Raw genomic sequence first — 18,104 nt, forward strand, 5'->3', positions numbered from 1 at the left:
CATCCTCTGTGTTCTTTTGTGTCCCGACCGTGATTCCACCTGAAGTCCTCAAGAAGATTCGGCGCATTCAAATCCGTACCTCGCATGTGGTCGATGATTTGTTGGCTGGCGGCTGGCATTCGGCGTTCAAAGGACGCGGGATTGAATTCGAGGAGGTGCGTCCTTACGCGATTGGCGACGACGTACGAACGATCGACTGGAACGTGACGGCTCGAGCGGGCGAGCCGTTTGTGAAGCTATTTCGCGAAGAACGCGAATTGTCCGTGCAACTCTTGGTCGACATCAGCCCCTCGCAATTCTTTGGTACTCAGAGCCAAACCAAGCGAGAATTGGTCGCGGAACTCGGGGCGACGCTTGCCTTTTCTGCAATCAAGAATAACGACAAAGTAGGGCTGACCCTGTTTTCGGACACTGTGGAGAAGTCGATTCCTCCGCGCAAGGGAACGAGGCACTGTTTACGGCTGATTCGTGAACTGCTGTATTGCGAACCGGTTGGCCGTGGCACCAACATCACCGCGGCGATCGAGCATTTGAATCGGACCTCTCATCGTCGCATGGTGGTGTTTTTGATTAGCGATTTCGAAGATGATCACAGCGAGAACACGTTGAAGGTTGCCCGGCGACGGCATGAGATCATTCCCGTGGTGGTTCGTGACCAGCGAGAGTTGACGATGCCCGACGTTGGGCTGGTGCGTTTCCGCGATGCGGAGACAGGCCAAACCCAAATGATTGACACCTCCAGCCGCCGCGTGCGGCGAGAATATGAAGCGCTGACGCGAGCCAGGAACGACAACCTCGATGCATCGCTACGTCGGATGCGGATGTCAGCGATCTATCTGGGAACGGGACAGGATTTCGTCCGCCCGCTGCAGCAGTACTTTCACCAACGGGAACTCGGGCGGTGAAATACGTTGGATTCGTTCTGCTCTGCTGGGCTCTCGGCTCGCTTTACGCGGTCGCTGCGGACGTCGATGTGGTCGCTTCCGTCGATCGCAATGCGGTCCGTATTCTTGAGCCGATTGTGTTGACCCTTCGCATTGACGCGGCAGCGGATGCGCAGGTCGATTTTTCGGCTCTCGACTCAACGCTGGGGCCGTTCGAAGTGGTTTCAACGACGAGCCACTGGTCGATTCCTCTTGCTAACTCGCAAAGACGGTGGTTGCAAACGCTGACACTTGAAACCATGGAAACTGGAACGCTCACGATTCCCGAGATCGAGATCCGCTACCAGATCGGAAAAGGCGAACACAAGGTCGACGGTTCCACACGTACCCAGCCGATCTCGATTCAAGTCGATAGCGTGCTTAATGGCGACGAAGATCTCGAAGATTATCGCCCGATGAAATCGGAGATCCCGATCGACCCGGCATCGCGAACGCCTTCGAGGCTGTTCTGGGTCGTTTTCGCCGTGGGACTGATCGCGATGGTGGGCTGTGCAACTTGGCTGTGGATGCGGCGACGGCCCAAGTCGCCAACCGCTTACGAATCGGCACTGCACCGCCTCGACAATCTCCGCGCAGCAGTGGAAAGCCATGACGTCGATGCCCGGCAAGCCTACATTCAAGTCGCATCGATCGCACATGACTTTGCTGCGAGGGAACACGGGCACCGGTCTGAAACGATGACGACCGATGAAGTCCTTGCGGCGATCGGTTCGGGGCAGTGGATGAGGCCTGAGCAGCGAGCAGAACTGGCACGCCTGCTGCATCATGCCGACTCGCTCCGGTTTGCCAACCAAGATGACAGGGATGGATTTGATTTGCAGTATCGAACCGCAGGACAGTTTGTCCGCGATCTCGTTCAGTCGACGCTTGAGCGGTCCCGCCGTGCGGAGGAGACGCCATGATCCTTGAGCATCCTTGGGTTTTGCTACTGCTGGCCGGTTTGCCGTTTCTGGCGCGATCGTTGTTCGCTACCGAAAAAGCGAAGGCGGTCCGGTTCCCTTCGATCACACCGCTTCGCGGCATTCGGCCATCGTGGCGTCAACGCATCGCTTGGCTTCCTGATGCGCTGTTGTTGCTGGGGATCAGCGCCATGATTTTTGCGTTGGCTCGGCCGCGGATGGGACGCGAGCAGACGGTGATTGATTCCGAGGGGATCGCGATTGAGATCGTCGTTGACCGATCGGGAAGCATGTTGGCCATGGACTTTCAGATTGACGGTCGTCGAGTGGATCGGCTGTCCGCGATCAAGAACGTTGCTGCGGATTTTATCGAGGGTGATACGTCCGAGTTGCGTCCCTTGTCGGGGCGAACGAGTGATTTGATTGGCTTGGTCACGTTCGCTGGTTTTGCCGACGCGATCACCCCTCCGACACTCGATCATTCGTTCCTGCTTGCGCAGTTGAACCGAACGCAAATTGTATCGCAGCAGTCCGAGGATGGCACGGCAATCGGTGATGCGATTAGTTTGGCGGTGGACAAGTTGGATTCACTTGACGTCAATCGCTCCGATGACCCGCACGCGGAGAAGGCCAGTAAGGTGATTATCTTGATGACCGATGGCGAAAACAATGCGGGTGTTTTTGATCCGGTGCAAGCCGCAGAGCTGGCAAAAAGCAAGGGGATCAAAATCTATACGATAGGCGTTGGAACCAAGGGCAATGCACCTTATCCCACGCGAAGTCCCTTTAGCGGTGAGATTGTGATGCGAGCCATGCCGGTCAACATTGACGAGGGAACCTTAAGACAAATTGCGGAAGCCACCGAGGGGGCCTATTTTCGTGCTACCGATACCGAATCACTAGCGGCGATTTATGAAACGATTGACCAACTCGAGAAGACGAAAATCGAATCACACCAGTTCACCGACTACAAGGAACTGGCGGTCCAGTCGTTCACGTGGAGATCGTTTGGCTTTCCGCCGATCGTGCTGGTGGCATTGGTTTCGCTCGCGGCCAGTGTGTTGCTGAAACAACTCTTGTTCCGATTGCTGGTGTAGAGGTCTCAAAACAGAACAATGGACATCCAATATGGAAACGGGGCGGCGTTGCATTGGCTATGGATAGCAGTGTTGTGTTGGGGCGTGATGGTCGCAGGCGTGATCTTCAATAGGCGACGTTGGCGAGTTTTTGCCACGGAAAACTTGGTCGATCAATTGGTGCCTCGTCGCAGTGTGGCTCGCCAAACGTTAAGGATCCTGTTGTTGACGGCCGCGATGATCTTGTTGTCGATCGCATTGGTGGACATGCGATGGGGCAAGCAAGCACGCCAAGTCCCACAACAGGGGATCGAGGTGATGTTCGTCCTCGATGTCTCGCGATCGATGTTGGCCCAAGACGTGACACCCAACCGATTGGAACGAGCGAAGCAGCAGATCAACGACATGCTCGATGCAATGGCAGGCGACCGCGTGGGGTTGGTGCTGTTTGCGGGGGATGTGCGTCAAGAGGTCCCGATGACCAGCCACTATGATGATTTTCGACGTTCACTCAAAGGTATCTCCCCAGAAAGCGTTTCACGTGGTGGTTCGCGGTTGGGTGACGCGATCCGTATTGCATCGGAGGGGTTTCTGACCCAAGTGAATGATCATAAAGCGATGGTGATCTTGACCGATGGCGAAGACCAAGAAAGCGAACCCGTCCAAATGGCCCAGCGCGCCTACCAAGATCACGGAATTCGCATTTTTACGATCGGGCTCGGAGACATGGAGCAAGGAGCAAGAATCCCCGCCGATTCGCGCCGCCAAGGTGACTACTTGCAATACGAAGGTCAACAGGTTTGGTCCCGACTCGATGGCCAGATTCTACTAGCGATTGCGACGGAGACCGACGGGGCCTTCATCCCAGCAGGGACCAAACAAGTGGATATGGGCGATGTGTATCGAGGCTACGTTTCGAGTGTTCCGCAAACCGAATTCGAGATGGCGACCATCGATCAATACCAACCACGTTTCCAGTGGTTCGTTGCTTTGGCATTGGTTTGCTGTGTAGCACAAATAGGGGTGGGGCGATCCGCTGTCGCAGCGGAGCAGAGTTAAGGCGATCGGCCGCTGAGAGGATCCCAATCGCCCGATGTGCGACGGCCTTGGAAGGCCATCGTTGGATCGTGTATTATCCGTCCCGTTTTTTCCGCCACTCGCCGGAGCGACGCCCCTTGGTTACAGCCGACCCTTAAAGCGGTGGTCGCCTTTTTTGGCAGCCTGGTGTGTCTCAACCGTGTCTTGCTCGGCACCCGGGTCGCCTTGTGATTCCATCCAACGGTCCAACTCAGCACTGAGTTGCTGTTGGATTGATTGAACGGAATCTTGATCGATCAGGTTGTTCATTTCGTAGCGATCCTGAGCGGTATGGTAAAGCTCTTCCGCGGGACGCCGCATGTATCGTTCGACCAAGTCATAGGTCCGTTCACTGTTGCCGGATTCCCAAACCCAGCTGCGCCAATAGTAGCGGCTGATGTTGTCTTCGACGGGGGGACCCATCACATGTTTTTCAATGTAGAGATTCTCGGGACTTAGGTTTCGAATGTAGCGGTACTTTCCGTCACTAATGCTACGGATGGGATACGAGGGGCCCTCCGGAATGTTGTTATGCGTACCGTAAACGTACTTGCGGTGTGAGTCGGATTCGCCCGTCAACACGTTCAAGAAGCTGATGCCATCAAACCGATCACCATCGGGTGATTGCCCGGCTGCTTCAAGAAAGGTGGGTACCAAGTCAGCGTATTGCACCAAGGCATCGGTGCGCGTGCCAGCGGGAATCTTGCCGGGCCAACGGGCCACCAAGGCTGTGTGGAGTCCAGTGTCCCAATTGGTCCATTTGCATCCAGGAAACTGGGCACCTTGTTCGGATGTGAAGATCACCATCGTGTTGTCGCGATGATGGGTTTCGTCCACCATCGAGAGCAGTTCGCCGACTTGACCGTCCATGTAGGTGATCTCCGCCAAGTAATCCGAAAACGCTTCTCGCGTTTGTTGGGTATCGGCAAGGTTCGGCGGCAATTTGATTTCGTCACGTGGGTAAGCCGAGGCATCTCCCATCACCCATGGCACGTGCGGATCGACCAGAGCGACCACCAAACAAAAGGGTTCGTCACTTCGCGTGATAAATTCGCGTGCCGGGGCGAGATCGTGAGGTTGGGTCGGATTCCGTACGCAATTCGGATCAAAACCGGCGACCGATTCGAAGGGAAACGCTTTCTTAGGCAGTACGTGCACCTTGCCTGCTAAGCCGACCCGGTATCCGAGTTGTCCAAGATGGTGGGGAAGGCTCTGAGTGTTGGACAAGCTTGCGGAGTGATTCCAGTTGCAACCGTTGCTCATCGGATAGAGCCCGGTGTACAGTTCGGCGCGGCATGGCTGGCACATTGCCTCGGCCAGGTACGCGTGATTGAACACCAAGGATTCACTGGCCAAGCGATCCAGGTTGGGGGTCTTCGCGTTTTCGCCACCGTAAATGGCCAAGTCGCTGTGAGTGCAATCGTCGCCGATGATAAGCAGGATATTCGGGGGCTTGGCAAAGCACAGCGACACCGTGGTCGTGGCGAGCAGGAACGTCAACGCAAATCGAATCAAAAAGGAAGGAGTCATTCTGGGACCTGAGTCGATGGTGGGGATTGCATTCAGGAGGAATGCGCTGGTCGTTTGGGTGTGTACAAGCAACAATCGGCGGGGCAGACATCGTGCCAGGGTCCGAGGTTGCCGAGTGCGAGACGCTGCGGTGCCGGCATCGTTCGCTCTTGGACCAATTCGCGAATCATGGTAACGAATTTTGACGCGGTGCCCACCGTCGCAGCGCGGGCCATCTTGATCCCACGATGTTTGCAGACGTCGGCGGCTTCGTGGTCGAGATCAAAAAGCACTTCCATGTGATCGCTGATGAAACCAACGGGAACGATGATCAAGGCATCGATGTGCGATTCATCATCCATAGCCGCGATCGCGTCGCAGACGTCGGGTTCCAACCACGGTTGCTGGGGTGGGCCCGAACGGCTTTGGTAGACCAAAGACCATTGGTCCGCACCACTCCTTTCAGCGACCAACCGACAGGTTTCCTTTAACTGCTTTTCGTAGTCCGAGTTCTCCGCCATTGCCATCGGAATGCTGTGGGCCGTGAACAAGACGTGTGTCGTGGTCAACTCGACTTCGATTGAATCCGCTGCCGCTTGGACGTTGTCCGCCATTGTTTCAATGAACAACGGATGATTGAATCCCATTCGCACCTTGTCGACGGAGGGGCACCCCTCGCCGACTTCCGCTTGGGCGGCGGCGATATCTTCACGATATTGGCGGCAACCGCTGTTGCAACTATACATGCTGGTGAAAAACGCCAGCGCCCGCTTGCATCCATCCTTGCGCATTTGCTGCAGCGTCTCGGCAAAATAGGGGCCCCAGTTTCGGTTGCCCCAATAGACGGGTAAGTGGATCTCGTTGGCCTCAAAATCGGCCTGGATCGCGGCAAGCAATTGGCGATTCTGCTCGTTGATGGGGCTGACGCCACCAAATTGTTGATAGTGTTCTGCAACCTCCAACATTCGTTCGCGCGGTACCGGTTTGCCCCTCAGCACGTTTTCGAGAAAGGGGATCACATCGTCAGGGCCTTCGGGGCCGCCGAAGGAAACGAGCAGGAAAGAGTCGTACGGGACTTCGCGGTCCGACATCAGCATACAATGGTTCGAGTAAGCGGGTGAAACGAATCATTATTGCAGCGAATCAAGAGGCATGCGAGATCCCGGACTCCGTCTTAACGCGTTAGATTGCGAATTCGCGTTTTGGCAGCCGAGGTGGCCCATGCCGAGCTGCCCGAAACGAACGCTCTCACCGTCAACGGGCCACGGAATGATTCGGGCAGCACGATTCGGCTTTGGCTGGGGACTTCTGCGGTGACCGACCGAGTGATCGACGCAACCGCCGTCGCGTTGGGGTCGGCTTCGTGGTCGGGCACGCTACCGAGTGGCCGGTGAAGCGTAACGGTCAATTCGCCGTCGATCGGCGAAATGGCGTCGATCGAGATCGTTTCGCCGGGATCAAAACCGGTTGCGACCCGCAGCGAAACCGATTGCGGCGGGTGTAGGTGCAGCGCAGGATCGCCAAGCAAATTGTAGAGCCGCACATGTTCGCGTCGTTCATCAAGCAGATCCGTTCCCGCGGGACTGATCATCGTCGCCAAACCATCGATCATCATTCGCGCCGTTGAGGGCGGCGTATCGAGTTCACGGCTCATTTGAACCTGAGTTTGTAGCCATGCATCACCAAGCCGCTGCATCTTCTTCTCGTACACCGAATCGATCAATCCGATCGCTGCGGTGGCATTACCGTAGGGCATCGTCACACGGCTGCCTGCGAACACCGCGATCGGGCCCCCCTCGGTGACGAGCATGCGTTCGGCCAAGCAGTCCTCGGGTGCATCGATCGCACCGGTGTAACAGGCCAACAAGAGAGCGATGGGCAGGGCTGAGGCGGGACGATCCAGCCGACAAACCGTTTCACAATCGAGAACGGGACGACCCAGCAGTGTGGCCGGGACTCGGTCGAGCTCGGTCACGTAGCCGTGCCCCGCATAGACCCAAAACCTTGCACCGCGGCGGTAATCTGCGAGGACCGCATCGGTGAACGGTTGGTCCTTCGGACAAAAGCGATGATTGGGACTGGCATAGGCAACAAACGTTCGAGTTTCTGCGGGCAACACCCCCGTCACAACGGTTCGAGTCACCGATTCGATCGCGGTGTCAATCAGGCTGCCGAAGCCGCCGAGGCCGCCAACCAATTGGACGTTGCCTCGCCAGACACCAAAATCGGGATTGCTTTCATAGCGTATGATGCGGTTGACCAGATGATCCAGCTCGGCTGGGTTGTTCACCGGCAATCGGCCGACGACCGCATCTGGGGTTCCATCCTGGTCGAAATCCCCAAAGGGCATGTCCGTCGACAATGTGGGGGGCGCTCCCCACTGGGCCGTCACCGTGGTGGCCAAATAGTTCGTCGGGGTTTCTCGTGAGGCATCGCCGCGAGTGCCAATCACGGGACAGTCGCCGACGAGGACGACAAAGCGAGTCTTGGAATCGGCTGCGGCGCGAATCGCTTGATGCAACGTCGCGGCGGCAGGCGAACTGGGGATGACTTTGATCGATAACCCGTCTCGCTGGCGATGCAGCATCCAAGGCTCGAGCGAATCGCGAAAGGTATCGGGACAGACCGCGACGATATCCGTTGCTGGTGAGTGGCCAGCAAACAGGGACGTTACGAGCAGCAGGCAGGCGATGAGGCGAAAAGTACAGGTCATTCAAAAACCAACGAGTCATCCGTTAAGCTTAGGTTCGGCAGCGTTATTATAGCCCTATCTCAACGAAAACCTGGCTGGGCCGCTAGATCAATGTCCGATTCCGCTCAAAGAACACGTCCAAGAATCGCCATTTCCGTCGGCGACGTCGGGGGCGTTGGCCCCGAATTGTCACTCTGCTGTGCGGCGAATCAGGCCCTCAAGGACCGTTGTTTGCCCGTTTTGTATGGGCCGTTTGCGGTGCTGGAGCGCGTTGCCGTGAAACTGGGGTACCCGCTGCCGGAAATCGTCGACGTTCCGGTCGAGCATTCTGAATCGATTCAACCTGGCCGTTTTAGCCGTGCGACAGGCCAAGCGTCCTTCGACGCCGTTTGCCGAGCGATTGATGCCACGATGAACGGGGAAACGCTTGCGATGGTCACCGGGCCGATTCAAAAGGAAGCGTGGCATGCGGCCGGAATCACCTTCCCCGGGCACACCGAACTGCTGGCGGCCAAGACCGGTGTCGACGATTTTTCGATGATGCTGACGAGCGATACGATCTCGTGCGTGTTGGCAACCATTCACGTTCCACTTGCCGATGTCCCGGCCATGCTTTCGATCGAGTTGGTTTTGCGAACGATTCGCCATGCTGCCGATGCGCTCGAGCGTCGAAGGGGCCGATCGCCACGGGTGGCCGTATGCGGATTGAACCCCCATGCTGGTGAAAACGGACTCTTCAGCCATGGTGAAGAAGCGTCGGTGATCGAGCCTGCGATCGCCCAAGCCCGTGATCAAGGGATCGACGTCGTCGGGCCACTGCCACCCGATACGGCGTTCACCCCGAGGATGCGGCGAAACGTCGACGTTTATGTTTGTATGTATCACGACCAAGGCCTGATTCCCTTGAAGGCTTTGGCATTCGACGACGCGGTCAACGTGACTTTGGGGCTTCCGATTGTTCGCACCAGTGTCGATCATGGCACTGCGTTGGATTTGGCATGGCAAGGGGTAGCACAGACCAGCAGCATGTTGGCTGCGATTGAAATGGCGATCGATCTCGCGGAGCGACCATGACGCTCGACAAGTTGACCAGCGGTTCCAACCGATCCCCCTCTCGACGGCATACGGCAATCGAAGTGCTGATGTTGATGGCGTTGTTTTTTGTTTACGCCGGCGATGCATCGCCGATGGTCAATGAGGCCCACTATCTGGTCAAGGCTAAAAACTTTTGGCAGCCTGATTGGTGCGCCAATGATCTATTTGTCGCATCAGGAAAAGCGCACACGACTTTTTACGTGTTGTTCGGTTGGCCGACGCGGTGGTTGTCTCTTGAAGCCACGGCGTGGATCGGCCGGATGGTGGGATGGCTGCTGATCGCGATTGGACTCCATCGCTTGACCCGTCGGTTGATTGCAAACCCGTTTGCATCGCTGGCGGTGGCCATCGTTTGGATTGCCGCCGTCGAGTATGGCAACTTGGCTGGCGAATGGGTGATTGGTGGAATCGAGGCGAAGGTGCCCGCCTATGGATTCGTCTTGCTGGCGATCGCTGATTTGGTTGACCGACGTTGGAATCGAGTCTGGATTTGGTTGGGGATTGCCTCGGCGCTGCACGTGCTCTCGGGGGGCTGGTCCGTCATTGCAGCGACCCTAGCATGGTGGCTTTGCGAAAGGCCCTGTCCCGATCGAAGGCCGTTCTTCACGCGTTACTTGTTTGTGGGTGGGGCGATTGCATTGCTGGGTGTTGTTCCAGCGGTCTGGTTGACGATAGGGGCCGAGCCAGCGGAATCGGCGATGGCGGCAAAGATCTACACCTACTATCGACTCAGCCATCACTTGTTGCCATCCGGCTTGATGCCGATTTGGTATCTGCGACATGGTTTGCTGTTCGTTTTAGGAGTCGGTTTGGCGTGGCAAACACGAGGCCAGCAGGATGACGCCAAGTGGAATCGGATGCGTGGGTTTGCGATAGGTGCCATGGCAATCGCAATGGTCGGTTTGTTGCTCGGCCTGCTGCCGATGTTCGACCGAGACTTGGCCGCCAAGCTTCTTCGTTACTACTGGTTCCGGCTGACCGATGCGGTTGTGCCGCTTTGGGTTGCACTCTTGGTCGTCCGCAGCCTTTGTTGCTTCGAAATGAAAACGCCGCGATGGAAGTTTAGCATTGCGATCCTCTTGTTTGCTGTTGGCTTATTCGGTTTCAGTAGTTGGCGATCGATTCGGTTGCCGGTTCCGCCGTCGGCAAGCAACCGGTTGCTCGGCTGGGATTCGGACGCGCCCCCCGAGGTTCAACAGAAAGCATTTCGCGATTGGTTGTCCGTGTGTCAGTGGATCCGAGTCGCAACCAAGACAGACGCGGTCTTCTTAACACCGAGACACCAGCAAACGTTCAAGTGGTATGCGGAACGAGCGGAAGTGGCGAATTGGAAAGACGTCCCACAAGACGCAAAAAGCTTGATTCGCTGGTACGAACGCATGCACGACGTTTATCCCAAGCGACTCGGGACGATTCGGGTGACCATCCAGTACGCGTCGCTGATCAAGTATCGCGAAAAGTATGGTGTTGATTTTATCGTCGTCGACCGCCGCGTTGTTGGTGATCATTCGCCCTTGGTGCGAATCTATCCCATCGGCGACGAAGTCAACGACACCTACGCGGTGTATGAATTGCCGTATGCATTGCCCTAGAGCATTAGGAGGTCAGGATCGCATCGATCGGTTTGCCTTCGCTGCGCAAGATAGGGCGGCCGACGTTGGTGTACAGTTCTTCGTCGTAGGGAACACCGATCGCTGACAAAATGGTCGCGTGCAAATCGGCAACGGTCACGCTGTTGGTGATGTCGGTAGTTGGATCGTTGCTATCGAGTTTTGGGTCGGGCGAGGTGCCGCCGTAGACCGCGCCGCCGCGAATACCACAGCCAGCCAACAACGTCGAAAAACCATGTGGCCAATGATCGCGACCACCGCCAGGATTGATCGACGGCGTGCGGCCGAATTCGCCGCCACAAACCACGAGCGTCGTGTCGAGCCGATCACGTTGTTTGAGTCGTTTCAGCAACGATGCTAATGCGGGATCGAGTTTCTCGCATGCGGACGATTGCAGCGAGTGATTGTTGATGTGAGAATCCCAACCGCTTAGTGTGACTTCCACGCAGCGAGCACCAGCTTCGATCAACCGCGTCGCTGCCAAACAACCTCGGCCGAACGATGAATCACCGAACCCTTGCAGCACCTCTTTCGGCTCCGAGGAAACGTCAAATGCGTCAAGTTGGTCACTCGACATCATCTGCAGTGCTGCGTCGGTCGCGGTGGTATGTAACGTTCGCTGCTTCTCTAAGTCCGCTAAGCGACCGCGGCGGAACTCGCGTTCGACGACGTCATAGAGATCATCGATGCGGCGAGCATAACGACCTTCGTCCACACGTCGGCGAATGTCGGGTACTTTGCTTGCGGGGTCGCCAATCTTGAACGCATCGTATGCCGCGCCGAGGTAACCTCCACGGCCGGGGGAATTGCCGGGGACGATGGAGATATGGCGTGGGATGTCGGACGCCGTCGGGTCGCTGTGGCACAATGCTGCGCCAATCGAAGGATGCACGATCGTCGTGGCTGGCCGATAGCCGGTCTTGATATTGTAGATGGCTCGTTGGTGATCCCCTTCCTTGCTGGTCACGCTCCGAACCAAGGAGGCAAGATGCATTTGCTCAGCGACTTGAGGCAGCGTGTCTGCGATTTGGATTTCACGGGCCGAGGTTGCAATTGCTTGCACGTCGCCGCCGATCGAGGTGCCGGGATGGGGATCAAACGTTTCCAATTGGCTAGGGCCGCCCTCCATCCAAAGCAGGATCACACTTAAAGGACGCTTGGGATCGGTGACCCCCTTCTCGTCCGCCCTGGCCAAGACGCTCGCGATTTGCGACATCATCAACCCACCGGCTCCGGCGCCCAACAACGTACGGCGAGAGAAATGGGCTTGGTGATTGCAGAGACGAAAAGGGTTCATCGGGTTGTTGCTCGGGTCCGTTAATGATTCCATGCGAGTTCCGTGCTATTGAGGAGAATCCAGAACAGATCTTCGATTGCTTCTCGGCGGCTGTCGCTTCCGGAAATCCGCTCGGCAAAGTGCGCTTGTTCCTCTTCCGTGGGGAGACGGTTGAGGACGCAGAGGTAAGTGGTTTCGATCGCCATTTTGTCATCGGGAGCGAACATCTCGATTTGCGTCGATGCGTTCATGATGGGGTTGTCGCCAATCGACTCCGCCAACATGTCACCATTGAGCATCACCAAACGTTGCGTGATCGTGACGCTGTCGTTGCTGAATTCATCTTCGCCGATATCTCCGTAACGCTCCACGAAATCGTTCATGCCACCAAACTTTTGGATCTGCGTCAGTAACGAAGAGTCGCGGTCAATTTTCTTGATTCGCGAGCTTTGGATCACACAGGCGGCGACCTGTTCGGGGCGTAATCTTGTTAGCGGAAAAACGGCGTAGCGATCTTCATGATCGGATGTGATTTCGAAGGTTGCACGGCTTGACACGCGAAAGGCCGATGACTTGACGATCAAACGGATCAAATGTCGCAGGTCATAATCACTCCGAAGGAACTCGTCGGTCAAGGCTTCGATCGGCTGCGGCGAGGTCTCGTCGAGCGGCAAGTTATCGACCGACTCGGTGGCGCTTCGGCCAAACAATAACGCCCAGACGTGACTGACGGCCGCACGTGCCGCCTGGCGGTTTTCGGGATGTGTGATCCAAGCGGCCAGCCGTTCGCGGCTCGAGCCCTCGGTCGGCAACAGCTCAGGCGAATACGGGACCGCGGGCTCCACCGCGACTTCTTCGGTTTCGTCGAGGTACTGGTAATGATAGTCAGCATCATTCTCTTGGACCCCCTGCAAGCCGTTGGTTTTCGCCGCACTGTAGAAAGCTGCAAGCTGGTGGAAATCGGTTTGCATCCCCTCTCGCGGCGATTCAATGTCTCCAAGACTGACATTCCCAAGAAAGTCATCATGGCACTGCAAGCAGTCGATCCGCAGCCCCAAGAACGCCCGAGACGTTCGCGCCGCCAGTCGAACCGGATCGGGTTGTCCATCGTTGCTGTCGAAGGTGACGGTCAGGAAATTGACTTCGGGTCGATCGGTCCACAGCCCTTCGGCAGTGACCAAGCGACGAACGATTTCATCATACCGGCGGTCTTGGGCGAATTGTTCCTGCAACCAAATCCGGAATCGTCGTCGACGATAAACCAAAAACGGGCCTTCTTCGGCACCTACCAAAAAACGCGCCCAACGTTCGGACCAATAGTAGTGAAAACGAGAATCCTTCAATAACGATTCGAGATGGGCTGCTTCTCGGGCCGCTTCGGGGAGTGATTGCAGGTGGCGGATCTCTTCGAGCGACAAACCGCTGCCGACGACACCAAGCGACATGCGGCGGCAAACGGTCAACCAGTCGGCGACCTCGGCATGTGCGATTCCCTGATCGTTCCACGACTGCACGATCGCGTTCTCGACTGCCGAGAGCCCGCCGAGAGGGGCAACCGTCGGTAAAGACTCCGTCGTGGATTGGATGGAACGTTGGGACAACCCGGCCGCCAAGTAACCGAACGCCAGGAGCACCAAAAGAACGAACCATCCCCAACGTAGCGTGGCAGTCCAGACGGGCTTGATGCGGGGCATGGGGGACGATCCTGATCGAAATGGAAACGCAGGAGCAAGGAACGAGACGTCGGCTGGTTGTGCACTATTCGGTGGCCAACCGAGCTTCTTGCCAGTTGGAGGAAAAAAGGAACGAGAAAGGACGCTTAGTCATGATTCCACGTGGAACACCTTTTCGGGGTACCATGCCGGGTTTCCTTGCTTCGTTTTTCCACGCAAGATGGCATGCAGCCGGCCATCGGGTGCGATCGCAGCGACGACGCCTCCTTGATTTGGATGGACACTTGGATGGGTTTCCGCGTCAACGCATAGCCCATTGCCGACTCGCCACATCAGGGTGCCATCGAGTTGCATCTTGGGCAAGTGCTCGACGCCCATCGTCGCGGGTTGAACCCAGGGTTGGATCGGTGTGTTTTTTAACGAGAGTGCCTCAACGGAAGCGGAAATCGCAAAGGGTCCTATTCGCGTGCGACACAAATGGCTCATCACCGCGTGGGTGTTCACCGTCGCAGCTAAGTCGACACCGAGCGAGCGAATGTAGGTCCCGCTGCCGCAGATGATCTCCAAGTCCATCCAAGGGTACTCATAGCGAGTGAGGGTCAGGGCATGGATCAGCACTCGTCGCGAGGGCATCTCGACCGTTTCACCATTACGAACTCGCTCATAGGCGCGTTTTCCATCGACCCAGATGGCTGAAAACGCCGAGGGCGTCTGCTCGATTTCGCCCGTCAGTGTCTGGGCCGCGAGGGTGAGTTCCTCAAAGGTCGGTACCGGGTCCTCTGGGTATTCGATGAGTTCTTGTTCTAAGTCCCCCGATGCACTTGCAACACCGAGCCGAAACGTTGCCGCGTATTGTTTTTCGTAATCCTGAACGTACGAGACCAGCCGTGAGGCTCGGCCGACGCCTAACACCAGTACCCCTTCGGCCAACGGATCGAGCGTCCCCGCATGTCCGGCTTTATATGGCGCAATTCGGTTTGCCACGATATTGACGACGTCCCGGCTGGTCATGCCAGCGGGTTTGTTGCAGTTCAGGAAGCCAAACACAGTTCAACGTAGGTTGGGTTATTTCTGGGGGCGAAACGCAACCATGCGTTCCGGTCGTGTCGTCAATCGTGGCCCGTCGATCAAATCGATACAATAGGGGATCGCTGGGAAGACGGCATCGAGACATTCGGCGATTGCGGAGGGTTTCCCGGGTAGATTGACGATCAGACTTGATCCGCGAATGGCCGCAGTTTGACGTGACAGAATTGCAGTGGGGACCTTTTCGAGCGACACCTCTCTCATCCGTTCGCCAAAACCAGGCAGGATCTTGTCGCACACCGCTTCGGTCGCTTCGGGAGTCACGTCTCGTTTCGCAGGTCCGGTGCCGCCCGTCGTGATAACCAAACAACACCCTTCCACGTCACACAATTGGACGATGCAGTCCTGGATTTCGGCGATCGTATCGGGGACCAAACGTGGGACCGCGTCCCAGGAACAGGACAGCACCTCGCCCAAATAATCATGGATCGCGGGGCCGCCTCGGTCTTCATACTCACCGCGACAGGCTCGGTCGGAAACGGTGACAATGCCAATTCGAATGTCGCTCATAGCTTGGTCTTTTCGACAATGGTTTTTAAAAAGATTCGGCGGATCGCATCATAGCCGCGATCGTTCGGGTCTTCGATGTTGGTATAGAACCAGTAATGAGGATCGTTCGCATCATAAGTCGATCGCCAAAATTGGCGACAATGGGAGCCATGGCCAAGGAACGTCTGATGCAGAGGCACGACGTGGACGTGATCACGCTGTGCCGCGACTTCGGTAATGACGTCGTTGTACCTTGAATGGATCGCCAGTCCATCTTGCCAATGCGGCAAAAAGACACTCGGAGCATCTCCGACGCCATCCGTCGGATCGTAGATGTCGCCGAGATAGATCTCACAGCCTTTCGGAAATTTGGCGGTCAGCTCGTCAAGCATTCTTGCCAATCGAGTGCGGAAACTCTCAATCCATGGAAGGGCCTGTTCAAGCGTTGCCGAGTACATCGCACATTCGCGTGGCTCGCTACGGCCATAGCTGTGAATCAAGTCGTTGCCCCCGGTGGTCATCAAAACAATCCCGTAGGCGTCCGGATAAACGGGGATGGTATCGGCGATGACTTCTGCGTGTGTACAGGATTCCGATCCTGAAATTGCAAAATTCTCCGACGTTAAATGGGGCAGCACTTCGGATAAACAGACACCCTTCATGTCGGTGAATTCATCGTTCGGGTTCTCGAGCAAACGGTTGAAGAACGTATGGCTGGTCGATCGAGCACCCAGTCCAGCGGTAATGCTATCTCCAACGCCGATGACTTGGACTCGTTGGTCTGACCACACCTGCGTGAATGCGATGGCATCCAACGCGGGACCGGCGGGGCCAGCGCCGACAGGCCGAGACAGGAAGTACTCGATGTAACCGAGAACGCCCACCAGTGTCATGAGAAACAACGCCACCAACAGATAAAGCCGGCGGCGAGAACGATGGCCGGTTGAGTCTGGCGGAGGAGGGCGGGTGTGGTCAGCGGTGTCCGTCACAAACCTGGCCGCCAATCGTAGACTTCGGTCAATGCGGAGAGGACGACATCGCAGAGCACGGCCAAGCGGATCGGCTTACTGAGCACACGGTACGCCTTCATTCGCTCGGCTTCACGGCGGATCGCCTCGTCCAGCTGCGCCGACATCAACACGCACGCCGGGCGATGTGGGGTTTCCGGCAGCAAGCTGAGCAGCTCAAGCCCGGTCACGCGAGGCATGTGCACATCGACTAACGCTAGGTGGAACTGCTTGCTGTGGATCGCATCGAGGGCTTCTTGGCCGTCGCAAGCCTGTTCCACTTCAAATCCTCGGCGTGACAATCCCTCGCAAACGACGTTTCGAAAGGCCGAATCGTCATCGATGACTAGCAAATTGGGGACAATCATGCTCAGAATCTCCGCGGGAAACTGCCACAGCGGCAGGTGAACCGTTTACGATTATACTACACGCAAGTTTGGTGCCGCGAGCAACTTCGGTGCCGAAAACCGTTTTCGCCATCCCTTTTAGGCCGCCGTGAGTCCATCCTCCTCAAAACCGCCCCAACCCAACCCGCCCGCGACCGGCCAGCCCGCGACCGGCCAGCCCGCGACCGGCCAGCCCGCAACCGGCGTTACGACGGCCTCTCGTTCCCCGTCAGCTAACCGCGCTGCGGGTGCAGCGGGCGCCGCGGCGGTCGGCGATCTTGCCAAACGTGTCATCGGCAATGTCGAGTTGGCAATCGTCGGTAAACGCAAGCAATTAGTCCTGTCGCTGGCCGCCTGGCTCAGTGGCGGACACATTCTGCTCGAGGATGTTCCGGGAGTCGCCAAGACGATGCTCGCCCGTGCATTGGCTCGGAGTGTCGGCTGTAAGTTCAAGCGTGTCCAATGTACCCCCGATTTGTTGCCATCCGATGTCACCGGGACCTCGATCTTTAACCAGAAGACGACTCAGTTCGAGTTCCGGCCCGGGCCGGTGTTCACGCAAATCTTGCTGGCCGACGAAATCAACCGAGCCACACCGCGAACTCAAGCTTCGTTGTTGGAGGCGATGGCGGAAGCTTGCGTCACGGTCGACGGAACGACGCATCCCCTGAGCCCCCCTTTTCTCGTGATCGCAACGCAGAACCCCGTTGACCACGAGGGGACCTTCCCGCTTCCCGAAGCACAACTGGACCGCTTCATGATGCGGTTCACCTTAGGGTACCCGTCGATGGAAGAAGAACTTCGGATGCTGGAGTTATTGCAAGACAAACACCCGGTCGACAAACTGAAACCGGTTGCTCGGGCCGAAGAGTTGGTCCAGGCTCAGGCGGAGATTAAAAAGGTTCATGTTGATCCCCGAGTGCGACAATACCTACTGCAAATCGTTCATCAAACACGACTTCACAACGATCTGGCGCTCGGTGGAAGTCCGCGTGCTACGATTGCATTGTTCCGTTGCTCGCAGGCGATGGCTGCCATTCGAGGCCGGTCTTATGTGCTGCCGGACGATATCAAACGGATCGTCGCACCGGTGATGAACCATCGGCTCATCGTCCGGCCAGAAAGTCGGCTGCGCAAAGTCACGGCCGAAAGGATCTTGGAAGAAATCGTCAGCGAAATTGCCGTGCCTACGATTGAAGCGGGCTAGAGCGGATGATTCACGTAGGCCGGGCCAACTGATGCTGAGGGACGTCGATTTCATTAGTGATGCCAACGGCATCAAAGG

The 18,104-nt window shown here is 56.9% G+C and carries 16 protein-coding genes; 7 read left to right on the plus strand and 9 right to left on the minus strand.

Annotated elements, in window-relative coordinates:
• The first annotated feature begins 29 nt into the window (after nucleotides 1-29).
• From Poly41_RS28245 to Poly41_RS28260, 4 genes are read left to right on the plus strand one after another with little or no spacing between them, the layout of a single operon-like run.
• Nucleotides 30-905 (plus strand): DUF58 domain-containing protein, encoded by an 876-nt coding sequence (locus Poly41_RS28245; RefSeq protein ID WP_146530722.1) that lies wholly within the window; start codon nucleotides 30-32, stop codon nucleotides 903-905.
• Nucleotides 902-1,846 carry a BatD family protein gene (locus Poly41_RS28250; RefSeq protein ID WP_197231743.1) on the plus strand — a complete coding sequence of 315 codons (945 nt, stop codon included), beginning with the start codon at nucleotides 902-904 and terminating at the stop codon, nucleotides 1,844-1,846. The genes Poly41_RS28245 and Poly41_RS28250 overlap by 4 nt, the downstream gene beginning before the upstream one ends.
• Nucleotides 1,843-2,940, plus strand: coding sequence for a vWA domain-containing protein (locus tag Poly41_RS28255; RefSeq protein ID WP_146530724.1), 1,098 nt, complete (start codon nucleotides 1,843-1,845; stop codon nucleotides 2,938-2,940). The genes Poly41_RS28250 and Poly41_RS28255 overlap by 4 nt, the downstream gene beginning before the upstream one ends.
• Nucleotides 2,941-2,958: 18 nt before the next feature.
• The gene (locus Poly41_RS28260; RefSeq protein ID WP_231616012.1) at nucleotides 2,959-3,978 is read left to right on the plus strand and encodes a VWA domain-containing protein; all 1,020 of its coding nucleotides are present in this window, start codon (nucleotides 2,959-2,961) and stop codon (nucleotides 3,976-3,978) included.
• A 120-nt stretch (nucleotides 3,979-4,098) separates the two neighbouring features.
• Here Poly41_RS28260 and Poly41_RS28265 read toward each other — a convergent pair whose 3' ends face one another.
• From Poly41_RS28265 to Poly41_RS28275, 3 genes are all read right to left on the minus strand, one after another.
• Entirely contained in the window at nucleotides 4,099-5,526 is a 1,428-nt protein-coding gene (locus Poly41_RS28265) for a sulfatase family protein (protein WP_146530725.1), read from the minus strand.
• A 32-nt stretch (nucleotides 5,527-5,558) separates the two neighbouring features.
• A complete protein-coding gene (locus Poly41_RS28270) occupies nucleotides 5,559-6,596 on the minus strand; it encodes a ferrochelatase (protein WP_146530789.1) in 1,038 nt (345 codons plus the stop codon).
• Between the two features lie 83 nt (nucleotides 6,597-6,679).
• Nucleotides 6,680-8,218, minus strand: coding sequence for a C25 family cysteine peptidase (locus tag Poly41_RS28275; protein ID WP_146530726.1), 1,539 nt, complete (start codon nucleotides 8,216-8,218; stop codon nucleotides 6,680-6,682).
• 90 nt (nucleotides 8,219-8,308) lie between these two features.
• On the opposite strand from Poly41_RS28275, the gene pdxA reads away from it, so the two are divergent.
• The gene (pdxA, locus tag Poly41_RS28280; protein WP_146530727.1) at nucleotides 8,309-9,271 is read left to right on the plus strand and encodes a 4-hydroxythreonine-4-phosphate dehydrogenase PdxA; all 963 of its coding nucleotides are present in this window, start codon (nucleotides 8,309-8,311) and stop codon (nucleotides 9,269-9,271) included.
• Entirely contained in the window at nucleotides 9,268-10,884 is a 1,617-nt protein-coding gene (locus Poly41_RS28285; RefSeq protein ID WP_231616013.1) for a DUF6798 domain-containing protein, read from the plus strand. The genes pdxA and Poly41_RS28285 overlap by 4 nt, the downstream gene beginning before the upstream one ends.
• A 4-nt stretch (nucleotides 10,885-10,888) precedes the next feature.
• Here Poly41_RS28285 and Poly41_RS28290 read toward each other — a convergent pair whose 3' ends face one another.
• The 6 genes from Poly41_RS28290 to Poly41_RS28315 form a co-directional block, all read right to left on the minus strand.
• A complete protein-coding gene (locus tag Poly41_RS28290) occupies nucleotides 10,889-12,232 on the minus strand; it encodes a DUF1501 domain-containing protein (RefSeq protein WP_146530728.1) in 1,344 nt (447 codons plus the stop codon).
• On the minus strand, nucleotides 12,220-13,872 hold the full coding sequence (locus tag Poly41_RS28295) for a DUF1553 domain-containing protein (protein ID WP_146530729.1): 1,653 nt from the start codon (nucleotides 13,870-13,872) through the stop codon (nucleotides 12,220-12,222). The genes Poly41_RS28290 and Poly41_RS28295 overlap by 13 nt, the downstream gene beginning before the upstream one ends.
• Nucleotides 13,873-14,001: 129 nt before the next feature.
• The gene (truB, locus tag Poly41_RS28300) at nucleotides 14,002-14,898 is read right to left on the minus strand and encodes a tRNA pseudouridine(55) synthase TruB (RefSeq protein ID WP_261344922.1); all 897 of its coding nucleotides are present in this window, start codon (nucleotides 14,896-14,898) and stop codon (nucleotides 14,002-14,004) included.
• An 18-nt stretch (nucleotides 14,899-14,916) separates the two neighbouring features.
• Complete coding sequence (gene mog / locus Poly41_RS28305; protein WP_146530731.1) at nucleotides 14,917-15,447, minus strand: molybdopterin adenylyltransferase; 531 nt, start codon at nucleotides 15,445-15,447, stop codon at nucleotides 14,917-14,919.
• A complete protein-coding gene (locus tag Poly41_RS28310; RefSeq protein WP_231616014.1) occupies nucleotides 15,444-16,430 on the minus strand; it encodes an SGNH/GDSL hydrolase family protein in 987 nt (328 codons plus the stop codon). Before Poly41_RS28310 ends, mog begins: the two co-directional genes overlap by 4 nt.
• The gene (locus tag Poly41_RS28315) at nucleotides 16,412-16,801 is read right to left on the minus strand and encodes a response regulator (protein ID WP_197231744.1); all 390 of its coding nucleotides are present in this window, start codon (nucleotides 16,799-16,801) and stop codon (nucleotides 16,412-16,414) included. Before Poly41_RS28315 ends, Poly41_RS28310 begins: the two co-directional genes overlap by 19 nt.
• Before the next feature lie 310 nt (nucleotides 16,802-17,111).
• On the opposite strand from Poly41_RS28315, the gene Poly41_RS28320 reads away from it, so the two are divergent.
• Complete coding sequence (locus Poly41_RS28320; RefSeq protein WP_231616023.1) at nucleotides 17,112-18,026, plus strand: AAA family ATPase; 915 nt, start codon at nucleotides 17,112-17,114, stop codon at nucleotides 18,024-18,026.
• The last annotated feature ends 78 nt before the right edge of the window (nucleotides 18,027-18,104 follow it).

Origin of the sequence: Novipirellula artificiosorum (assembly GCF_007860135.1) — a bacterium.
GTDB classification, from domain to species: Bacteria; Planctomycetota; Planctomycetia; order Pirellulales; family Pirellulaceae; genus Novipirellula_A; species Novipirellula_A artificiosorum.